A 19,447-nucleotide genomic window follows, 5' to 3' on the forward strand; every position below is an offset into this window, starting at 1 on the left:
TGTGCCTGCGCCCAGTGCGCCGGTTGAGTGAAGGGCATGTTAGAACCAGGGAAGAGAGCGATGAAAGGTTCAGATCACAGAATGGGAGAGAAGTTCAAAAAAATCCCCAAGCGACGCTTGGGGATTTTTGTATAAGAGACAGCCTTCGGGTGCCTTTTTGCGATTCAGATTAAATCATCTGCGGATCGGTCATCAGACAGTTAGCCCCGTTTGCACCTCTCCCGCCAACAAGCGGGTCGCCGGAAAACGCAGGGCAGGATCCTGGCTGAAGAACTGGCTCAGTTGCCGGTATACAGCGGGATAGACCTGCCGCAAGCGCAACGGATCGGTAAAGAAGCTCTCGCAGCACACGGCAAAAAACTCAGCCGGATGCTCGGCAGCATAGGGATCGATAGCGGTTACCTCATCGCGGGCCAGCTGGGCATTCATGGCATCGAACGCCTCTTGCAGGGCCTGGGTCCACTGGCGTGTATCCATGCCACTTGGCAGCGGCGGCGCACCGGCGGCATCCCCCCCCAGCATGTCGAGTTTATGAGCCAGTTCGTGGATCACCAGGTTGAAGCCATCCCAATCCCCGTCCTGCTGCAACTCGCTCCAGGCCAGCACCAGCGGCCCCTGAGGCCAGGACTCCCCAGCGTTCTCTTCTTCCCACTCGCTCACCAGACCGAATTCATCCTGCACCTCCTGACGACGGGCCACAGGTTCCGGGATCAATATGATTTCGTGAAAACCACGATACCAGTCGAGACCAAGATGCAAAATGGGCAGCACCGCCTGCAAAGCCAATACCGCCTGCTGGCGGGAAGTCAGCTCGACCCCGAGTTGGGTCAGGGTCTTGCGGGCCAGAAATTGCTGCGCCAGAGCAATCAGCCGCAGCTGATCGTCTTTGGAAAATCCCTGCAAGATGGGCACCACAGCCAGGGCCTGCTGCCACTCCAGCCCTCGTGGGGCGCTCTCTTCCTGTCGGGACATACCACCAAACAGACTCCATAACCGGGACCAGAACACGCAGACTCCTCTTGCCAATCAAAATACTTTTACGAACCGCTTCGGACGCTCGAGGTAACCCTGAGACAGATAGAAACGATGGGCATCTTGCCGTTTGAGACTGCTGGACAATTCCAGCTGGCTGCAACCTTGCGTCAGGGCGCGAGCTTCTGCCGTCACCAGCAAGGCAGCCCCCACACCAGCGCCTCTTGCACCTTCATCGACGACCAGCGCCGAGATCAGGCCCCAGTCTGGTGCAACATGCAAGGGCCGCAGGCGATGCCACACCAGCACTCCCACTGCCTCGACCTCGTGACAGGCGAGTAGCACCTCACGATCAGGAGCTGGCTGCAACCAGCGTTCAGCCACCTCGACCGGGCTGGCGGGATAGCCAAGCTGCCCGAACAGGCGGGCCATGGCGAGCGCATCCCCCTGCCCGGCGAAGCGGATCACATTGAGATGGTTTTCTATTTTCATCCTTGGCCTCAAATTTGCTGTGTCTCTGTTACCACCAATCCAGGTAAACGAGAGAGGAGATCATGGCGGGGATGCCAGCACATCCCGACCAAAAGGACCATTTGTTAACGCCAACTCACAAATTAACAACATGACAACATATTTCGCTGGGAAGCCCTTGAACAAACCGATATGTTAAAACCCACGGACTTGGCAGTTGAAAGTCCCGCTCAAGATTGAGTGACCCCCTTGGTCACTCACCATTTTAAGGGAGCGAGGCAAAGACCTCGCCAAGACAGCACAACAAAGGAGTTGTTGTACATGAATGAAATCGTCAATGCTATCAATGGTGTGATTTGGAGCCCTGCGCTCATCTATCTGTGCCTGGGGGTAGGCCTCTACTTCTCCCTGCGCAGCCGTTTTTTACAACTGCGTCACCTGAAAGGCATGGTACGCCTGATGTTCAAAGGCAAAGCCAACGAAGCGGGGGTCTCTTCCTTCCAGGCACTTTCCATGACACTGGCGGGCCGGGTCGGTACCGGTAACATAGCCGGCGTCGCCACTGCCATCACCTTCGGTGGCCCGGGTGCCCTGTTCTGGATGTGGATGGTGGCCTTCCTCGGTGCCAGCTCTGCCTTCGTGGAGTCTACCCTGGGTCAGGTCTACAAGGAGAAGATCAACGGTGAGTACCGCGGTGGTCCGGCCTTTTATATCGAGAAAGGACTAGGCATGACCTGGTACGCCTGGGTCTTTGCCATCGCCACCATCTTCGCCTGCGGCGTGCTGCTGCCAGGGGTACAAGCCAACTCCATCGGCTCCAGCCTCAACACCGCCTTCGGCCTTAGTCCCAACGTGACCGCGGCCGTGCTGGCTCTGCTGCTTGGCTTTATCATCTTCGGTGGCGTGAAGCGGATCGCCAGCTTTGCCAGTACCGTCGTGCCCTTCATGGCGCTCGGCTACATCATAGTGGCCTGCGTCATCATCGCCCTCAATATTGGCCAGTTGCCAGGCATCATCTTGCTGATCTGGAAGAGTGCCTTTGGTCTGGACGCAGGCTTTGGTGCCATTCTGGGCCTGGCCATCATGTGGGGCGTGAAACGCGGGGTTTACTCCAACGAAGCAGCCCAGGGAACCGGCCCCCACGCCTCCTCTGCCGCCGCTGTGAGCCACCCGGCCAAGCAGGGTCTGGTGCAGGCGTTCTCCGTCTACATCGACACCCTGTTTGTCTGCTCCGCCACCGGCTTCATGCTGCTGATCACCGGCCTTTACAACGTGCAAGGACCGGATGGCGCAGCCATTTACACAGGTATCGCCGGCATTGCTGCAGGCCCAGGCTATGTGCAGACCGCCATGGAGAGCATGATGCCCGGCTTTGGTAACTACTTTGTTGCTATCGCGCTGTTCTTCTTCGCGTTTACCACCATAGTGGCCTACTACTACATCGCCGAAACCAACATCGCCTTCATCAACCGCAAGATCAACCGCCCCTGGCTCACCTTCTTGCTGAAGATTGCCCTGATGGCGGCGACCGTCTACGGCACCGTCAAGACGGCGGATCTCGCCTGGGGTCTGGGGGACATAGGGGTCGGTCTGATGGCCTGGCTCAACATAGTCGCCATCCTGCTGCTGCAAAAAACCGCCTTCGTCTGCCTGAAGGACTATGAAGCACAGCTGGCACAAGGGGTCGACCCAGTATTCCACCCGGAAAAACTCGGTATCAAGAACGCCGACTACTGGATCGACAACCGCGCCGAGGTCAACCTGATGCGCGAGAAAACCGGTCATGCCTTCGAGGCAGATCCGGATACCGTCATCAAATAAGTGCAACGACACAACGAAAAATGGCAGCCTCGGCTGCCATTTTCTTTTGCTGTATCCTTTACCGCTTCCCTTTACCACTTCAGAGGGCGTTGCGCCTCGGCCCAAACGGCAAGCGCCAACGAAACAGGCTGTTGAAGGTGGCGCGCCACTGATTGGGTCGGCCCAGGATCTGCTTTTGCAAGCGGGTCTCTTCTTTGAGCATCACCTCATCACTGCGAGCCCAGGCCTGCTGGTAGAGCTGTTTGATCCCCGCCAGCGCATCCGGCGACTTGGTGATGAGGGTACGGGCAAACTCCCGCGCCTCGGTCAGCGGATCCTCACATACCCGGCTCACCAGCCCGAGGGACTTGGCCTCCAGCGCATCGCACTCGCGCCCGCTCATGGCGAGCTCCATGGCGGTATCCACCCCCATCAGGTTACGCAAGGTAACACTGCCACTCATGTCGGGAATGATGCCCCACTTGATCTCCATCACGGAGAAGCGACAATCCGGGGTGCTGAACCGGAAGTCTGCGCCGAGGGCAATCTGCAAGCCGCCGCCAAAGCACACCCCCTGGGTCACGGCAATCACAGGCACCGGCAGCTGGTGCCAGCCATAGGCGACCCGCTGAGCCAGATTGGTCGCCTCATCTGCCTCGCGCTTGAGGATGTCCAGGGCCGCCACCGGCTGCTTGAGCATGGATTTCACATCCAGCCCGGCGCAGAAGGCGCGACCTTCCCCATACAGGATCACGGCCCGCAGTCCCTTGTGTTGCTGCAACTCGGCGAGCGTCTGGTCGATGGCGACAAACATGCTTCTATCCAGCGCATTGAGCTTGTCCCCCCGCGCCAGCATCACCTCGGCGATACCGTCCCGGATCTCGCACTTGACCCTTGGTTTTTCCATTTCCCTCTCCGATCCTTGAATCAAACTGGTCATACCACCACGTTATCAGAGTGTTATTGCGAGGTACAGCGAGGCCACCATTTTCCCGCTTCCTGTTGCAGGCAAGGTGTGCGACTAAAGTCGGCTGGCTCCTGCGTCACGGCTTTGTCAGACTGATCTGACGCCACAGGCCAAGGATTGCCATGACTAGCTTGTTCAACTTTGCCCGTCCCCCATTTGATGTACTGAATGCAGAGCAGCGTGAGCGGCTCGAACAGCACCTCTCCATCTGCTATTTTCGCGCGGGACAGACGGTGTTGAACGCTGGTGATGCCCCGCCCGGCCTCTACCTCATCATCAAGGGAGCGGTGGAGGAATCCGCGACCCATCACCATTTTGGCGATTACGGGGTCGACGATCTGTTTGATGTGCGGGCCCAGTTTGATGGCCGCTGTCGCCACCAGTTCAACGCACTGGAAGATACCCTCTGCCAGCTCATTCCCCACGCCGAGTTTCGGGCACTGTGCGACAGCAATCCGGCGCTGGCTGGCTACTTCACCGCCAGCCTGGCCGAACGACAACAGCAACAAGAGCAGCGCGAACAACTCGGCCAGAAGAATCTGGCGGAATTTATCCTGACCCGGATTGAACCCGGTCATCTGCAAGCACCGCTCGTCGTCGACAACCGGCTCAGCCTGCTGGCGGCCACCGAGGCCATGGTGGCCAAGGGCACGGATTGCCTGCTCTATCCCGCTCACGATGGCAGCCTGACCCTGGCTACCCGCAAGACATTGCTGCACGCCCTCACCCTGAAGGGGCTGCCGCTGACGGCACCGCTCGCCGTGCTGACCCCGGCACCGCTGATTGGCCTGCCACTGGGCAGCTATCTGTTTGATGCCCTGTTATTGATGACCCGTCATCGCATCAAGCGGCTGGTCATCTGGCAACAAGGTGAAGTGATGGGCATCTTGCAGTTGGCACAGGTGCTGGGGCTCTTCTCCACCCACTCCCATGTGTTGACCCTGCGTATCGCCCGCGCCGAGACACTGCCCGCGCTGGAAGCGGTGGCCCGGGAGCAGCAACAACTGACCCGCTCCCTGTTTGGTCAGGGTATCCACACCGCCTTTTTGATGAAACTCATCGCCACCATCAACGAGCAATTGATCGCCAAGGCTTTTTCTCTGGTGATGCCGCCCGAGGTGCAGGACAAGGTGTGCCTGCTGATGCTGGGCTCGGAGGGGCGCGGCGAACAGATCCTCAAAACAGATCAGGACAATGCCCTGATCCTGCCTGCCGACCTGCACTGGCCCAGTCAACAGGAAGATCTGGCCGCCTTCAGCGCACTGCTTGAGCAACTCGGCTACCCGCCCTGCCCCGGCCAGGTGATGGTCAACAATCCCCTATGGGTGAAAGAGATGACACAGTGGCAGAGTGGGATTGAGCAGGCCTGCCTCGCAGCAAACGAAGCCAGCCTGCTCTGGCTCGCTACCCTGGCCGATGCTCACCCTATCGCCGGAGATCGCAACCTGCTCCCTCCCATCGCCCGTCAACTGCGGGAGCAGCTTGCCGACAGGCGGGATCTGCTGGCGGAGATGGTCAGACCGGCAGTGGCTTTTCATGCGCCGCTCACCCTGTTTGGCCGGCTGGAACGCTCCGCTGATGGGCTGGATCTCAAGCGGGGCGGACTGTTCCCCCTGGTCCATGGCATCCGTATGCTGGCACTGGAGGCAACCATTATGGAAACCTCGACCCTGGGGCGCATCGAGGCACTGGTGGCGGCAGAACGACTTAGCGCCAGCTATGGTGACAATCTGGCAGAGGCATTTCGACTCTTTATCCGCCTGCGATTGCGTAGCCAGCTCAAGGGAGGAGAGAGCCGGGTACAGGTCAATGAACTCAGCCACAGCGAGCGGGATCTGCTGCGTCAGGCGCTGCATCAGGTGAAGAAGTTCCAGCAGTGGCTCACCTTGCACTTTCGTCTGAGACAATAACCATGTTGAGCCGCGCTCGACGCTACTGGTATGGCCGTTCTTTCCGCACTGGCGAGTTCGCACCGCTCTTTGCTCTGCCACCAGAGGATGAGCTGATTGCCCTCGATTTTGAAACCACCAGCCTGGATCCTGCCCAGGCCGAGATCGTTTCCATCGGGGCCGTGCGCATCAAGGGTAACCGGATATTGACCGGCGAAGCGCTCTCACTGAGGGTACAAGCCCCCGCCAGCCTGAACGCGCAATCCGTGGTGATCCACGGCCTGCGCCATCAGGATCTGCAACAGGGCATGAGGCTGGAAGCCGCACTGTGCCAGCTGTTGGCCTTTATCGGCCCACGTGAACTGGTGGGATATCACATCGCCTACGATCTGCGCATTCTCAACCTGGCCTGCCAGAAACAGTGGGGGCTGACCCTTGCCCAACAAGGGATAGAGGTGAGCCGGCTCTACCACGATCACCTCTATCACCGTTATCCCGACGCGGTCATCGACCTGCATCTGGCCGCCATCCGCCAGCACCTGAACTTGCCTTCCCTGCCCGTACACGACGCCCTGAGTGATGCCATCACGGCGGCTCTTATCTACCTGCGCCTGTCTCAAGGCGGGCCACTGGCTTATCCCAAAGTCTAATTGCCCACAAGTAACATTTAATTCACATTTTGCTTACATGAGCAGGGTGCCTGCTCGGTAGGGACTTCCCTTCATCCACCGCTGACACTTATGTCATGGAGAACTGCAATGGAACAGCAACGTTACTTGAGGATCCAGCAAGATCCCTACTTCCAGGAGTTGGTGGCCAAACGCCAGCGCTTTGCCTGGACCCTCTCCATCCTGATGCTGGGGCTCTACCTGGCCTTCATCCTGCTCATCGCTTTTGCCCCCGGCTGGCTTGGCACCCCCTTGAGCGAGGGATCCACCATCACCCGTGGTATCCCGGTGGGAGTGGGGCTGATCCTATCTTCCTTCATACTGACCGGCATCTATGTATTCCGGGCCAACGGCGAGTTCGACGAGCTGAACCAGAAGATCCTCAAGGGAGTGCAATCATGAAAGGCAAGTCTTTGCTGTTGCTGGCCTCGCTGGCCTCTTCCCCCTTGCTGGCGGCCGAGGCGCTGACCGGCGACGTCAATCGCCAACCCCTCAACATCTCTGCCATCGTCATGTTCGTGATCTTTGTGGCGGGTACCCTGTTCATTACCTATTGGGCCTCCAAGCGTAACCGCTCCGCCTCCGATTATTATGCCGCTGGCGGACGCATCACCGGCTTTCAAAATGGTCTGGCCATCGCCGGTGACTACATGTCTGCCGCCTCTTTCCTCGGTATTTCCGCTCTGGTTTACACCTCGGGCTACGATGGCCTCATTTACTCCATCGGCTTTTTGGTGGGCTGGCCCATCATACTGTTCCTGATCGCGGAGCGGCTGCGCAATCTCGGCAAATATACCTTTGCTGATGTGGCTTCCTATCGCCTCAAGCAGACCTCGGTGCGCAGCCTCTCCGCCAGCGGCTCTCTGGTGGTAGTGGCCCTCTACCTCATCGCCCAGATGGTGGGTGCAGGCAAACTCATCGAGCTGCTGTTCGGCCTGCAATACCATGTGGCCGTGGTGCTGGTCGGCATATTGATGGTGCTCTATGTGTTGTTTGGCGGCATGCTGGCCACCACCTGGGTGCAGATCATCAAGGCGGTGATGCTGCTCTCCGGTGCCAGCTTCATGGCCATCATGGTGATGAAGTCCGTCAACTTCGATATCGGTGCCCTGTTCAGCGAAGCGGTCAAGGTGCATGAGAAGGGCATCGCCATCATGAGTCCGGGTGGGCTGGTGTCTGATCCCATCTCCGCCATCTCGCTGGGTCTGGCGCTGATGTTCGGTACCGCCGGTCTACCCCACATACTGATGCGTTTCTTCACAGTGAGCGACGCCAAGGAAGCCCGTAAATCGGTGTTCTATGCCACCGGCTTCATCGGCTACTTCTACATCCTGACCTTCATCATCGGCTTTGGCGCCATTTTGCTGGTCAGCACCAACCCTGACTTCAAGGACGCCACCGGCGCCCTGCTGGGGGGCACCAATATGGCAGCCATTCATCTGGCCGATGCAGTCGGTGGCAGCCTGTTCCTCGGTTTCATCTCCGCCGTTGCGTTCGCCACCATACTGGCGGTGGTCGCGGGCTTGACCCTGGCAGGTGCTTCTGCGGTCTCCCACGATATCTATGCCAGCGTCATCAAGAAGGGCAAGGCCAACGAAACCGACGAGCTGCGCGTTTCCAAGTACACCACTGTGGTGCTGGGGGTGGTCGCCATCGGTCTGGGGATCCTGTTCGAGAAGCAGAATATCGCCTTCATGGTCGGACTGGCCTTCTCCATTGCGGCGAGCTGCAACTTCCCTGTGCTCTTCCTCTCCATGTTCTGGTCCCGTCTGACGACGCGCGGTGCCGTCTTCGGTGGCTGGCTCGGTCTGGTCAGTGCTGTCAGCCTGATGGTGCTGGGCCCGACCGTGTGGGTGAAGGTACTGGGTCATGCAGAAGCTATCTTCCCCTACGAGTACCCTGCCCTCTTCTCCATGGCAGTGGCTTTCATCGGGATCTGGCTGTTCTCTGTCACCGACAAGTCCGAGAATGCGGCCGACGAACATGCCAAGTTCCTGCCCCAGTTCATCCGTTCACAAACCGGGCTCGGTGCCTCCAGCGCGACGGCCCACTAACCACAACTTACCTTGTTGCAAGCCGGCCCTGCGCCGGCTTTTTTCATGGCCGACGCTCACTGACGATTCCCCCCATGCCATGAGAACCAGTCACGGACTTCACAGAGGACTTGCCACCTGATCTGTGCCCTACCCGCAATGGGGCCAGATCACAGTTCTTGCTAAAACTTTCGGGGGATCTGTGCCATAATGCGCGCCATTTGACAGACCAACCGGGACACTTACTTTGTTAAGCAGCAATAACATCACCATGCAATTCGGCGCCAAGCCGCTGTTTGAGAACATCAACGTCAAGTTTGGCGGCGGCAACCGCTATGGCCTCATTGGCGCCAACGGCTGTGGCAAGTCCACCTTTATGAAGATCCTCGGCGGCGACCTTGAGCCGAGCGGCGGTAATGTGAGCCTGGACGTCAACGAGCGTATCGGTAAGCTGCGCCAGGACCAGTTCGCCTACGAAGAGATGCGCGTGCTGGACGTGGTCATGATGGGTCACGGCGAGTTGTGGGCCGCCATCGCCGAACGCGATGCCATCTACGCCAACCTGGACGCCACCGACGACGACTACATGAAGGCCGCCGAGCTGGAAGGCATGGTTGCCGAGTACGATGGCTATACCGCTGAATCCCGTGCAGGCGAACTGCTGCTGGGTGCAGGTATCCCCATCGAACAGCACAACGGTCCCATGAGCGAAGTGGCTCCAGGCTGGAAACTGCGGGTGCTGCTGGCCCAGGCCCTCTTCTCCAACCCCGACATCCTGTTGCTGGACGAACCGACCAACAACCTGGATATCAATACCATCCGCTGGCTGGAGCAGGTGCTGAACGAACGTGAAAGCACCATGATCATCATCTCTCACGATCGTCACTTCCTGAACTCCGTCTGCACCCACATGGCGGATCTGGACTACGGCGAGCTGCGCGTCTACCCGGGCAACTACGACGAGTACATGACGGCCGCCACCCAGGCCCGCGAGCGTCTGCTCTCCGACAACGCCAAGAAGAAGGCCCAGATCGCCGATCTGCAATCCTTCGTCTCCCGTTTCAGCGCCAACGCCTCCAAATCCAGCCAGGCCACCTCTCGCCTCAAGCAGATCGACAAGATCAAGATTGAGGAAGTGAAGGTGTCCAGCCGTCAGAACCCCTTCATCCGCTTCGAGCAGGAGAAGAAGCTCTACCGCAACATCCTGGAAATGGAAAACGTTGCCAAAGGCTATGGCGATGCGCCCCTGTTCAAGGATCTGGGCATGATGCTGGAAGTGGGCGAGAAGGTCGCCATTCTGGGTACCAACGGCATCGGTAAATCCACCCTGATCAAGACCCTCGTTGGCGATCTGACCCCGGACACCGGCACAGTCAAATGGTCCGAGAATGCCCAGATCGGTTACTACGCTCAGGATCATGCCGAAGACTTCGACACCGACCTCAATGTGTTCGACTGGATGGCACAGTGGAAACAGGAGAATGAAGATGAGCAGGCGGTACGCTCCATTCTCGGTCGCCTGCTGTTCACCCAGGATGACATCAAGAAGCCGGTCAAGGTGCTCTCCGGTGGTGAACAGGGTCGCATGCTGTTCGGCAAGCTGATGATGCAGCGCCCCAACATCCTCATCATGGATGAACCGACCAACCACCTGGATATGGAATCTATCGAATCCTTGAACATGGCGCTGGAAATGTATCAGGGCACCCTGATCTTCGTCTCCCACGACCGTGAGTTCGTCTCCTCATTGGCGACCCGCATCCTGGAACTGAGCGAGAACGGCATCCGTGACTTCGGCGGCACCTACGAGGAGTACCTGCGCACTCAGGGCGTGGTGTAACCCCTCGCCTGCCAGGGCGCTTGAATAGAAAAAACCGGCAAGTGATTGCCGGTTTTTTTATTACCGCCGCGCTCTGATCCGTCCCCTGCCGGCAACCATCACATATCCGCATTTCTACGCTGCGCATAACGTATCACGCAGGTCACGCAGGTCACGCAGGTCACGCAGGTCACGCAGGTCACGCAGGTCACGCAGGTCACGCAGGTCACGCAGCCAGCATAGCGACCTCAACCCCACTTCGCAGATAAAAAAACGGCCCCATGACGGGGCCGCTTTCAATGGGTTGCAACCGGTCGGGTTTATTCGACTGTGGCTTCCACATCGGTGAAGTACTCGATCTTGGCGGCTTTGCGCAGCTCGTCGATCAGGGACTTGTAGCTCACCTGGGCCTTGCCCTGGCCAAGCTGGCCTTGCAGCAGGCTGACCATCTGGGACGGCTCCTTGGCTACCACCACCTTGTCCAGTGCGACCACCACGCGATCACCATTGGCTTCGGCGACCAGCTCCACACTCGGCTTGCCATCCTTCGGATGAGGCATGCGGAACACCTGGGCAACCAGGTTCTGATCCATGTCCTGAGCGAAGCGGGCAATCCCTTTGTGGGTCTCCATCTTCAAGCCCAGCGCAGTCAGATCGGCCTGGATGTTCTCACCGGCCTTCAGCTTGTCCAGCAGGCCCTGCGCCTTGCCACGAGCCACTTCACTGGCCTTGTCATGCTTGATGGCTGCGATCACCTGCTCCTTGATCTCCGCCAGCGGTTTGGCCGCTTTCGGTTGATAACCTGTGATGTGCAGGACCAGCGCCTTGCCATCAGCCAGTTCGATCACATCAGAGTTGGTGTTGTCATCGCGCAGCTGTTCGGAGAACGCCACCGAGAGTACCTTGGGATCATTGAGGGGTGCCGGTGCATCCGCCTGACTGAAGAAGTCCACGGACTGCACCTTGAGGCCCATGGTATCAGCGGTCAGATCCAGCGAGTCCGGGTTCTCGAAGCTGCTGTCAGCCATTTTCTGCTGTTCGGCAAAGAACAGCTCCTTGGCCTTGTCAGCCTGCAGACGTCGGATGGTTTCACCCATGACATCCACAAACGGTTTGGTCTGAGCCGCTTCAACACCCAGCAACTTGATGACGTGGAAACCGAACGGGCTCTTCACCACGGCAGAGAGATCCCCTGCCTTGTTCAGGGCAAAGGCGGCCTGCTCGAAGGCCGGATCCATCACACCTTTCTCGAACCAGTCCAGCTCGCCGCCCTTCTTCGCAGAGAAAGTATCGGAGGAGTTGGCCTTGGCCAGCGCAGCAAAATCATCGCCGCCCTTGGCCTTGGTCAGGAGTTCGCCAGCCAGTTTCTCGGCCGCCTTCTCATCCTTGCCAAACGGGATCAGGATATGCGCTACATGACGACGCTCGGCCCGCTGGAACAGGTCCTGGTGCTGATCGTAGTAATCCTTGGCATCCTGCTCGGTAACCTTGATATCTTTGCCGAGGTTGGCCGCATCCAGCAGCAGATAGTCGACCTTCACCTTCTCGTCGTTCATGAAACGCGCGCTGTTGGTCTTGTAGTACTGCTCCACTTCCTGATCGGAAACCTGGACATCGCCCAGATAAGCGGCGGCAGCAAGACGCACCAGACGCAGATCACGGGTCTGGTTGTAGAGCTTGTCGAGTTGCTCCGCTTCACCCTTGAGCGCGAACTCGGTGCCGAGCAGGGCGCCCATCAGCTGCTGACGCACCATGTCCTGGCGCAGTGAGTCACGGAACATCTCCGGTGTCATGCCGGCACGACGAATGAGCTGCAGGTAGCGGTCATTGTTGAATTTGCCATCTTCGGCAAACTCCGGCATGGCGATGATGGCCTGTTTGATCTGCTCGTCACTGACCCGCAGACCCAGTTCACGGGCCTTGCTGTCGAACAGGGCCTGATCGATCAGCCTGTCCAGCACACCGCGGCGGAACTGCTTCATGTAGTCAGGGTTGGCGGCCAACTGGCTGAAAGATTCCCCCATTTGGGATTCCATGCGGGCCCGCTCGTTGCGATAGGCATTTTCCAGCGCAGCGGAGCTGATGTCATTGCCGTTGACGGTAGCGGGGGCGGTACGTGCCGGGCCATTGAGGTAACTGCCTACACCGGCCAAGGCAAAGGAGAGGATGATCAGGCCCAAGATAACCTTGGCTACCTTGCCCTGCGCCCCTTCGCGTAGTTTATCCAACATCATGTTTGTACTTATGCTCCCGAACTCGATGGGCGTAAATAATGAAAAGGCGCACCGATTGCGATGCGCCTTGGTCAATCAGTATGAGGGAGAGCCCTCTCACTTGTCTGGTCTGTGACCAAGGACGGTGGCCGATGTAATATCAGCGCCCGGCTTAGTTGACAGCGTCTTTCAGGGCCTTGCCGGCTTTGAAAGCAGGAACTTTACCAGCTGCGATTTCGATGGTCGCGCCAGTTTGCGGGTTACGGCCAGAACGGGCAGCACGCTCGCGCACGGCGAAAGTACCGAAACCCACCAGAGCAACCTGGTCACCCTCTTTCAGAGCTTCACCGACGGCGTCAATGAAAGCATCCAGCGCACGGCCAGCAGCGGCTTTGGAGATATCAGCACCGTCTGCAATCTTGTCAATCAGTTGAGATTTATTCACTCTTATATTCCCCTTTTATCGAACATCGCTGCGGCGCCGATTTCCCTGGCCACAACAAGTGGAGGTTTTATAGCAAGCCTCCTGATCAGTTGCAAGTGACAATCTGGCGCAAACCCGCGCCACATCACGCCTTGCGACTCATCATGAGTTCCCGATCGGTGGTCAAGGCTACTTCCGTTACCCGGCGCATGCAAGCCTTAACCATCCCCCGAATGCGCCAAATTTGCGGCGCATCAACATTTACACGACAGAAACGCGCTCAAACCCTTGCGGATTGTCCTGCAACGCCAGTTCCAGCACTTCATCAATCCAGCGAACCGGATAAATTTCAAGGTCTTGTTTGACGTTGTCCGGGATCTCTTCGAGGTCTCGTTCGTTCTCTTTCGGGATAAGCACACGCTTGATGCCACCACGATGAGCCGCCAGCAGCTTCTCTTTGAGACCGCCGATGGGCAGCACTTCGCCGCGCAAGGTGATTTCCCCCGTCATGGCCACATCAGCACGAACCGGATTACCGGTCAAGCTGGAGACCAGGGCGGTACACATGGCGATACCGGCACTCGGACCGTCTTTCGGGGTCGCCCCTTCCGGCACGTGCACATGGATATCGCGCTTCTCGTAGAAGTCGGCATTGATGCGCAGCTTGTCGGCTCGGGCCCGTACTACCGTCATGGCAGCCTGAATGGACTCTTGCATCACATCACCGAGTGAACCGGTGTAGGTGAGCTTGCCCTTGCCCGGCATGTTGGTGGTTTCGATGGTGAGCAGATCGCCGCCCACTTCGGTCCACGCCAAACCACAGACCTGACCAACCTGGTTCTGGTCGGTGGCCTTGCCGTAGTCGAAACGCTGTACCCCGAGAAACTCCTTGAGGTTGGCCTGATTGACCTGAACATGCTTGATGCTCTTGTCCAGCAGGATGCGTTTGACCGCCTTGCGACAAATCTTGGAGATCTCCCGCTCCAGATTCCGCACCCCCGCCTCGCGGGTGTAGTAGCGGATCACACCGACCAGGGCAGAATCTTCGATGGTGATCTCGGATTCTTTCAGGCCGTTGCGCTGGATCTGCTTGGAGACCAGATGCTGTTTGGCAATATTGAGCTTCTCATCTTCGGTATAACCGGAGAGGCGGATCACTTCCATCCGGTCCAGCAGCGGACCCGGGATGTTCATGGAGTTGGAGGTGGCCACGAACATGACGTCCGACAGGTCATAATCCACTTCCAGATAGTGATCGTTGAAGCTGTTGTTCTGCTCGGGATCCAGCACTTCCAGCAAGGCAGAAGCGGGATCGCCACGCATGTCCGAGCTCATCTTGTCGATTTCATCGAGCAGGAACAGCGGGTTCTTCACCCCCACCTTCGCCATCTTCTGGATGAGCTTGCCGGGCATGGAACCGATATAGGTTCGACGGTGACCGCGGATTTCCGCTTCGTCACGCACCCCACCCAAGGCCATGCGCACATACTTGCGACCTGTTGCCTTGGCGATGGACTGGCCCAGCGAGGTCTTGCCCACACCGGGAGGACCAACCAGACAGAGGATCGGACCTTTAAGCTTGTTCACCCGCGCCTGTACCGCCAGATACTCGAGGATGCGCTCCTTGACCTTCTCCAGACCAAAGTGATCCGAATCCAGCACCTCCTGCGCCTTGCCAAGGTCTTTCTTGACCTTGGAGCGCGCCTTCCAAGGCACCTGCACCATCCAGTCCACATAGCTGCGCACGACTGTGGCTTCGGCAGACATGGGAGACATCATCTTCAGCTTGGCGAGCTCGGCATGGGCCTTTTCACGGGCATCTTCCGGCATGCCTGCCTCTTCAATCTTGCGATTGAGGGCTTCAAATTCATCCGGGCTGTCTTCCAGCTCACCCAGCTCTTTCTGGATGGCCTTCATCTGCTCGTTGAGATAGTACTCCCGCTGGCTCTTCTCCATCTGCTTCTTGACCCGGGTACGGATGCGTTTCTCGACCTGCAGCAGGTCAATCTCCGACTCCATCATGGCCATCAGAAACTCGATGCGCTCGGACACAGAGGCGATTTCCAGCACCTTCTGCTTGTCTTCGAGCTTGAGCGGCATGTGCGCGGCCATGGTATCGGCCAGGCGAGCAGCATCATCGATCGCCGAGATCGAGGTCAATACCTCGGGCGGGATCTTCTTGTTGAGCTTGATATAGCCTTCAAACTGACCGATGGCGGAGCGTACCAGCACGTCCTGGTCCTTCTCCTCGATGGCGGTGGAAGCGATGTACTGCGCCTCACCGACGAAGAAGTCCTTGTCATCGATTATCCGCTCAAGACGGGCACGCTGGCCCCCTTCCACCAGCACCTTGACGGTGCCATCCGGCAGCTTGAGCATCTGTAGAATATTGGCCACTGTCCCGACGGAGAAAATTTCCTCCACCGTCGGCTCATCGGTTGACGCATCCTTCTGGGCCACCAGCAGAACTTTTTTGTCCTGCTCCATGGCCGCTTCCAGACAGCGAATGGATTTTTCCCGCCCCACAAAGAGTGGAATGACCATGTGGGGGTAAACCACCACGTCACGAAGAGGCAGGACGGGAATCTCGATGCGTTCTGAACGCTCTAGGTTCATATATGTCCTCTCGGCTTGTTATACCGTTGGCAAAGCGCTTGGCTGAGTATATGGGGGCGCAGAGATGAGATTCAATCGCCGAATCAGTAAAAAGCATGAAAGGGGCAAAAAGCCCCTTTCATTTGATTAAAAATCAGACTGTTACTCTGATGCAGCAGCCTGGGTCTCGGGATTTTCGTAGATCATCAAGGGCGCGGAGTCCCCTTTGATCACCGTCTCGTCGATCACCACCTTGCTGACACCCTCCAGGGATGGCAGGTCATACATGGTATCGAGCAACACGGCTTCCACGATGGATCTCAGACCACGGGCACCGGTTTTCCGCTCCATCGCCTTGTGCGCAATGGCGTTCAAGGCGTCGTCACGGAACTCCAGCTCCACCCCTTCAAGATCGAACAAGGCAGCATATTGCTTGGTCAGCGCATTTTTCGGCTCTTTCAGGATCTGGATGAGGGCAGCCTCGTCCAGCTCGGTCAAGGTCGCGACCACAGGCAAACGGCCGATGAACTCGGGGATCAGACCATATTTGATCAGATCTTCCGGCTCCACCTTGGCAAAATTCTCGCTCAAGGTCGCTCTGGCATTCTTGGATTTGACGTCAGCGCCAAACCCTATGCCGGTGCCCTTGACGGAGCGCTGCTCAATGACCTTGTCCAGACCGGCAAAGGCGCCACCACAGATAAAGAGGATCTTGGAGGTATCGACCTGCAAGAACTCCTGCTGCGGGTGCTTGCGACCACCTTGCGGCGGGACGGAAGCAATAGTGCCTTCGATCAGCTTGAGCAGGGCCTGCTGCACCCCTTCACCGGACACGTCGCGGGTAATGGAGGGGTTGTCTGACTTGCGGGAGATCTTGTCGATCTCGTCGATATAGACGATGCCACGCTGGGCCTTCTCTACGTCGTAGTCACACTTTTGCAACAGCTTCTGGATGATGTTCTCCACGTCTTCACCCACATAACCGGCTTCGGTCAGTGTGGTGGCGTCGGCCATGGTGAACGGCACATCCAGCAGACGAGCAAGTGTTTCGGCCAGCAGCGTCTTGCCGCTACCGGTCGGGCCAATCAACAGAATGTTGGACTTGCCCAGCTCCACACCACCGGCTTCGCTGCTGTTACGCAGACGCTTGTAGTGGTTGTAGACGGCGACAGCCAACACCTTCTTGGCATATTCCTGCCCGATCACATAGTCATCCAGGTGAGCACGGATTTCATGAGGGGTCGGCAGCTCGCTACCATCGCGCTTGGGAGAGATCTCGCGGATCTCTTCGCGGATGATGTCGTTGCACAGCTCGACACACTCATCACATATGTAGACGGAAGGGCCAGCGATCAGCTTGCGCACTTCATGCTGGCTTTTGCCGCAAAAAGAGCAGTAGAGCAGCTTATCACCCTCACCCTTGCGTTTTTCTGTCATTCAGCAACCTCGTTTTATCAATAGAGGATGGATCGTCCCGTTGAGTTTACAACAGTCCGCGACACCCTGCTCAAGCACGCTAGTTCAGGACACAGTCACTAAGGCCATGTCCAGGACGATACCGGAGCTCAGCCGCGCTGGCTCAGGATACCGTCAACCAGGCCATAAGCCACGGCTTGATCGGCCGACATGAAGTTGTCACGGTCGGTATCACGCTCTATGGTGGACATCTCCTGACCGGTATGGAAGGCCAGACGCTCGTTCAGGGTATTCTTGATTTTCAGGATCTCCTGGGCATGGATCTGGATGTCAGATGCCTGTCCCTGGAAACCGCCCAACGGCTGATGGATCATCACGCGGGCACTGGGCAGGCAGAAACGCTTGCCCTTGGCACCACCGGCCAGCAGGAAGGCACCCATGGAGCAGGCTTGCCCCATACAGACGGTACTCACATCCGGCTTGATGAACTGCATGGTGTCATAAATGGACATGCCGGCCGTGACGGCACCACCCGGAGAGTTGATGTAGATGCTGATGTCCTGATCCGGATTTTCGGACTCCAGAAACAGCAGCTGGGCTACAACCAGATTTGCCATATGATCTTCAACCTGACCAGTCAGGAAGATCACCCGCTCCTTCAACAGACGAGAATAAATGTCGTAGGAACGCTCCCCTTTTGCAGTCTGCTCTACCACCATGGGGATGAGCGCATTGCGTGGGGATTCAGTCACATCGTTATAGTTCTTGTACATAAGGCATTGTCCCTAAAATAAAATGGCCCGAGTGGAGATCACACGAGCCATTATACTTAACAGTCTTGACCTTAAGTCAATTGTTCTTAGGCAGCGGCACCGGACTTGTTGATCACTTCGTCAAAGGCAACTTCTTTCTCGGTCACTTGCGCTTTGGACAGGATCAGGTCGATGGCTTGATCTTCAACCGCCAGATTGCGCACGCCATTCAGCATTTGCTCATTCTTCTGGTAGTACTCGATCACTTCCTTCGGATCTTCGTAGGCAGTGGCCATGGACTCGATGATGCTGGTCACGCGGGCATCGTCAGCCTTGATCTCGTTGGTACGGATCACGTCGCCCAGCAGCAGACCTACGCGTACGCGACGCTCGGCCTGAGCCTGGAACAGTTCAGCCGGCAGCTCAGGTGCGTTGCCGCCCTGGAAACCGCCAAAGCGCTGCAGAGCCTGTTGACGCAGGGTATCGATCTCCTGAGCAACGGCAGCCTTCGGCAGATCGATCTGGTTGGCTTCAACCAGACCATTCAGAACCTGCTCTTTCACGCTGTTTTTCAGGGCTTGAGCCAGTTCGCGCTCCATGTTCTTGCGCACTTCGGCTTTCAGCTCTTCAACGTTGCCGCTCTCGATACCGAAACGCTTGACGAACTCTTCAGTCAGCTCAGGCAGGATCTGCTCTTCAACCTTGATCAACTTGGAGGCGAACTTGGCCGCTTTGCCTTTCAGGTTTTCAGCGTGGTAGTCAGCCGGGAAAGTCACTTCGATAGTGAACTCGTCGCCCGCTTTCTTGCCCATGATGGCGTCTTCGAAGCCAGGGATCATGCGACCGGCACCCAGTACCAGGTTGAAGCCTTCGGCTTTGCCGCCGTCGAACTCTTCACCGTCGATGGAACCGATGAAGTCCATGGTCACACGCATGCCATCGGCAGCGGCGGCATCGACATCAGCCCAGGTGGCGTGCTGCTTGCGCAGGGTGTCGATCATGTTGGCCAGATCTTCATCCTTGACGGTCGCAACCGGCTTCTCGACCTTGATGGTCTCCAGGCCAGCCACTTCAAACTCGGGGTAAACTTCAAAGGTCGCAGTGAATTCGAAATCCTGACCTTCCTGGATCTCTTTCGGATCCATGGTCGGGGCACCGGCCGGGCTCAGTTTGTTTTCGATGATGGCCTTGATGAAGTTGTTCTGCATCATTTCATCAGCAACACGAGCGTGAGCCATAGCGCCGAACATCTTCTTGATGATGGCAACCGGGGCCTTGCCAGGACGGAAACCGTCGATGCGACGGGTTTTGGCCAGGCCGTTCAATTCTTTACGCACGGCAGCGTCAACGGTAGCAGCCGGTACAGTGATGGTAAGACGGCGTTCCAGACCCTGGGTTGTCTCTACAGAAACTTGCATTCTTTTACCT

15 protein-coding genes are annotated in these 19,447 nt (G+C 57.7%); 6 read left to right on the forward strand and 9 right to left on the reverse strand.

Features of this window, described 5'->3' with window-relative positions:
- Positions 1–192 precede the first annotated feature (192 nt).
- Positions 193–1,008: a M90 family metallopeptidase gene (locus tag GWQ29_RS07560; protein WP_275919127.1), complete on the reverse strand. Its 816-nt coding sequence runs from the start codon at positions 1,006–1,008 to the stop codon at positions 193–195.
- A gap of 18 nt (positions 1,009–1,026) precedes the next feature.
- Positions 1,027–1,464, reverse strand: coding sequence for a GNAT family N-acetyltransferase (locus GWQ29_RS07565; RefSeq protein WP_275919128.1), 438 nt, complete (start codon positions 1,462–1,464; stop codon positions 1,027–1,029).
- A gap of 300 nt (positions 1,465–1,764) precedes the next feature.
- Between GWQ29_RS07565 and GWQ29_RS07570 the strand changes: the two genes are divergently transcribed.
- The gene (locus GWQ29_RS07570) at positions 1,765–3,264 is read left to right on the forward strand and encodes an alanine/glycine:cation symporter family protein (RefSeq protein ID WP_219590050.1); all 1,500 of its coding nucleotides are present in this window, start codon (positions 1,765–1,767) and stop codon (positions 3,262–3,264) included.
- A gap of 79 nt (positions 3,265–3,343) precedes the next feature.
- Here GWQ29_RS07570 and GWQ29_RS07575 read toward each other — a convergent pair whose 3' ends face one another.
- A complete protein-coding gene (locus GWQ29_RS07575; protein ID WP_275919129.1) occupies positions 3,344–4,150 on the reverse strand; it encodes a crotonase/enoyl-CoA hydratase family protein in 807 nt (268 codons plus the stop codon).
- 182 nt (positions 4,151–4,332) lie between these two features.
- Between GWQ29_RS07575 and GWQ29_RS07580 the strand changes: the two genes are divergently transcribed.
- From GWQ29_RS07580 to GWQ29_RS07600, 5 genes are all read left to right on the forward strand, one after another.
- Positions 4,333–6,120 carry a putative nucleotidyltransferase substrate binding domain-containing protein gene (locus GWQ29_RS07580; RefSeq protein WP_275919130.1) on the forward strand — a complete coding sequence of 596 codons (1,788 nt, stop codon included), beginning with the start codon at positions 4,333–4,335 and terminating at the stop codon, positions 6,118–6,120.
- A gap of 2 nt (positions 6,121–6,122) precedes the next feature.
- Positions 6,123–6,749 carry a 3'-5' exonuclease gene (locus GWQ29_RS07585; protein ID WP_275908844.1) on the forward strand — a complete coding sequence of 209 codons (627 nt, stop codon included), beginning with the start codon at positions 6,123–6,125 and terminating at the stop codon, positions 6,747–6,749.
- Positions 6,750–6,857: 108 nt separating this feature from the next.
- A complete protein-coding gene (locus GWQ29_RS07590; protein WP_265421471.1) occupies positions 6,858–7,169 on the forward strand; it encodes a DUF485 domain-containing protein in 312 nt (103 codons plus the stop codon).
- The gene (locus GWQ29_RS07595; RefSeq protein WP_265463136.1) at positions 7,166–8,821 is read left to right on the forward strand and encodes a cation acetate symporter; all 1,656 of its coding nucleotides are present in this window, start codon (positions 7,166–7,168) and stop codon (positions 8,819–8,821) included. The genes GWQ29_RS07590 and GWQ29_RS07595 overlap by 4 nt, the downstream gene beginning before the upstream one ends.
- A 226-nt stretch (positions 8,822–9,047) precedes the next feature.
- A complete protein-coding gene (locus GWQ29_RS07600) occupies positions 9,048–10,640 on the forward strand; it encodes an ABC-F family ATPase (protein ID WP_099993441.1) in 1,593 nt (530 codons plus the stop codon).
- A gap of 299 nt (positions 10,641–10,939) precedes the next feature.
- Here GWQ29_RS07600 and ppiD read toward each other — a convergent pair whose 3' ends face one another.
- The 6 genes from ppiD to tig all read right to left on the reverse strand — a co-directional run bounded on the left by ppiD (position 10,940) and on the right by tig (position 19,437).
- Positions 10,940–12,853 carry a peptidylprolyl isomerase gene (gene ppiD / locus GWQ29_RS07605; RefSeq protein ID WP_275906940.1) on the reverse strand — a complete coding sequence of 638 codons (1,914 nt, stop codon included), beginning with the start codon at positions 12,851–12,853 and terminating at the stop codon, positions 10,940–10,942.
- 151 nt (positions 12,854–13,004) lie between these two features.
- A complete protein-coding gene (hupB, locus tag GWQ29_RS07610; RefSeq protein WP_005315375.1) occupies positions 13,005–13,277 on the reverse strand; it encodes a nucleoid-associated protein HU-beta in 273 nt (90 codons plus the stop codon).
- A gap of 240 nt (positions 13,278–13,517) precedes the next feature.
- The gene (gene lon / locus GWQ29_RS07615) at positions 13,518–15,872 is read right to left on the reverse strand and encodes an endopeptidase La (protein ID WP_021140372.1); all 2,355 of its coding nucleotides are present in this window, start codon (positions 15,870–15,872) and stop codon (positions 13,518–13,520) included.
- A gap of 141 nt (positions 15,873–16,013) precedes the next feature.
- Positions 16,014–17,288, reverse strand: coding sequence for an ATP-dependent protease ATP-binding subunit ClpX (gene clpX / locus GWQ29_RS07620; protein WP_219597342.1), 1,275 nt, complete (start codon positions 17,286–17,288; stop codon positions 16,014–16,016).
- 128 nt (positions 17,289–17,416) lie between these two features.
- Positions 17,417–18,040: an ATP-dependent Clp endopeptidase proteolytic subunit ClpP gene (gene clpP / locus GWQ29_RS07625; protein WP_275908841.1), complete on the reverse strand. Its 624-nt coding sequence runs from the start codon at positions 18,038–18,040 to the stop codon at positions 17,417–17,419.
- Positions 18,041–18,126: 86 nt separating this feature from the next.
- The gene (gene tig / locus GWQ29_RS07630) at positions 18,127–19,437 is read right to left on the reverse strand and encodes a trigger factor (RefSeq protein WP_005315366.1); all 1,311 of its coding nucleotides are present in this window, start codon (positions 19,435–19,437) and stop codon (positions 18,127–18,129) included.
- Positions 19,438–19,447: the final 10 nt, after the last annotated feature.

Source organism: Aeromonas sp. 2HA2, assembly GCF_029237345.1.
In the GTDB taxonomy this organism is placed as follows: domain Bacteria; phylum Pseudomonadota; class Gammaproteobacteria; order Enterobacterales; family Aeromonadaceae; genus Aeromonas; species Aeromonas salmonicida.

Bases quoted from the DNA above. Each gene is read 5' to 3' on its own strand.
- GWQ29_RS07595 (WP_265463136.1), top strand. From the start codon at position 7,166: ATGAAAGGCAAGTCTTTGCTGTTGCTGGCCTCGCTGGCCTCTTCCCCC.
- GWQ29_RS07580 (WP_275919130.1), top strand. From the start codon at position 4,333: ATGACTAGCTTGTTCAACTTTGCCCGTCCCCCATTTGATGTACTGAAT.
- clpP (WP_275908841.1), bottom strand. From the start codon at position 18,040: ATGTACAAGAACTATAACGATGTGACTGAATCCCCACGCAATGCGCTC.
- clpX (WP_219597342.1), bottom strand. From the start codon at position 17,288: ATGACAGAAAAACGCAAGGGTGAGGGTGATAAGCTGCTCTACTGCTCT.
- lon (WP_021140372.1), bottom strand. From the start codon at position 15,872: ATGAACCTAGAGCGTTCAGAACGCATCGAGATTCCCGTCCTGCCTCTT.
- GWQ29_RS07575 (WP_275919129.1), bottom strand. From the start codon at position 4,150: ATGGAAAAACCAAGGGTCAAGTGCGAGATCCGGGACGGTATCGCCGAG.
- GWQ29_RS07565 (WP_275919128.1), bottom strand. From the start codon at position 1,464: ATGAAAATAGAAAACCATCTCAATGTGATCCGCTTCGCCGGGCAGGGG.
- GWQ29_RS07585 (WP_275908844.1), top strand. From the start codon at position 6,123: ATGTTGAGCCGCGCTCGACGCTACTGGTATGGCCGTTCTTTCCGCACT.
- tig (WP_005315366.1), bottom strand. From the start codon at position 19,437: ATGCAAGTTTCTGTAGAGACAACCCAGGGTCTGGAACGCCGTCTTACC.
- ppiD (WP_275906940.1), bottom strand. From the start codon at position 12,853: ATGATGTTGGATAAACTACGCGAAGGGGCGCAGGGCAAGGTAGCCAAG.
- GWQ29_RS07590 (WP_265421471.1), top strand. From the start codon at position 6,858: ATGGAACAGCAACGTTACTTGAGGATCCAGCAAGATCCCTACTTCCAG.
- GWQ29_RS07570 (WP_219590050.1), top strand. From the start codon at position 1,765: ATGAATGAAATCGTCAATGCTATCAATGGTGTGATTTGGAGCCCTGCG.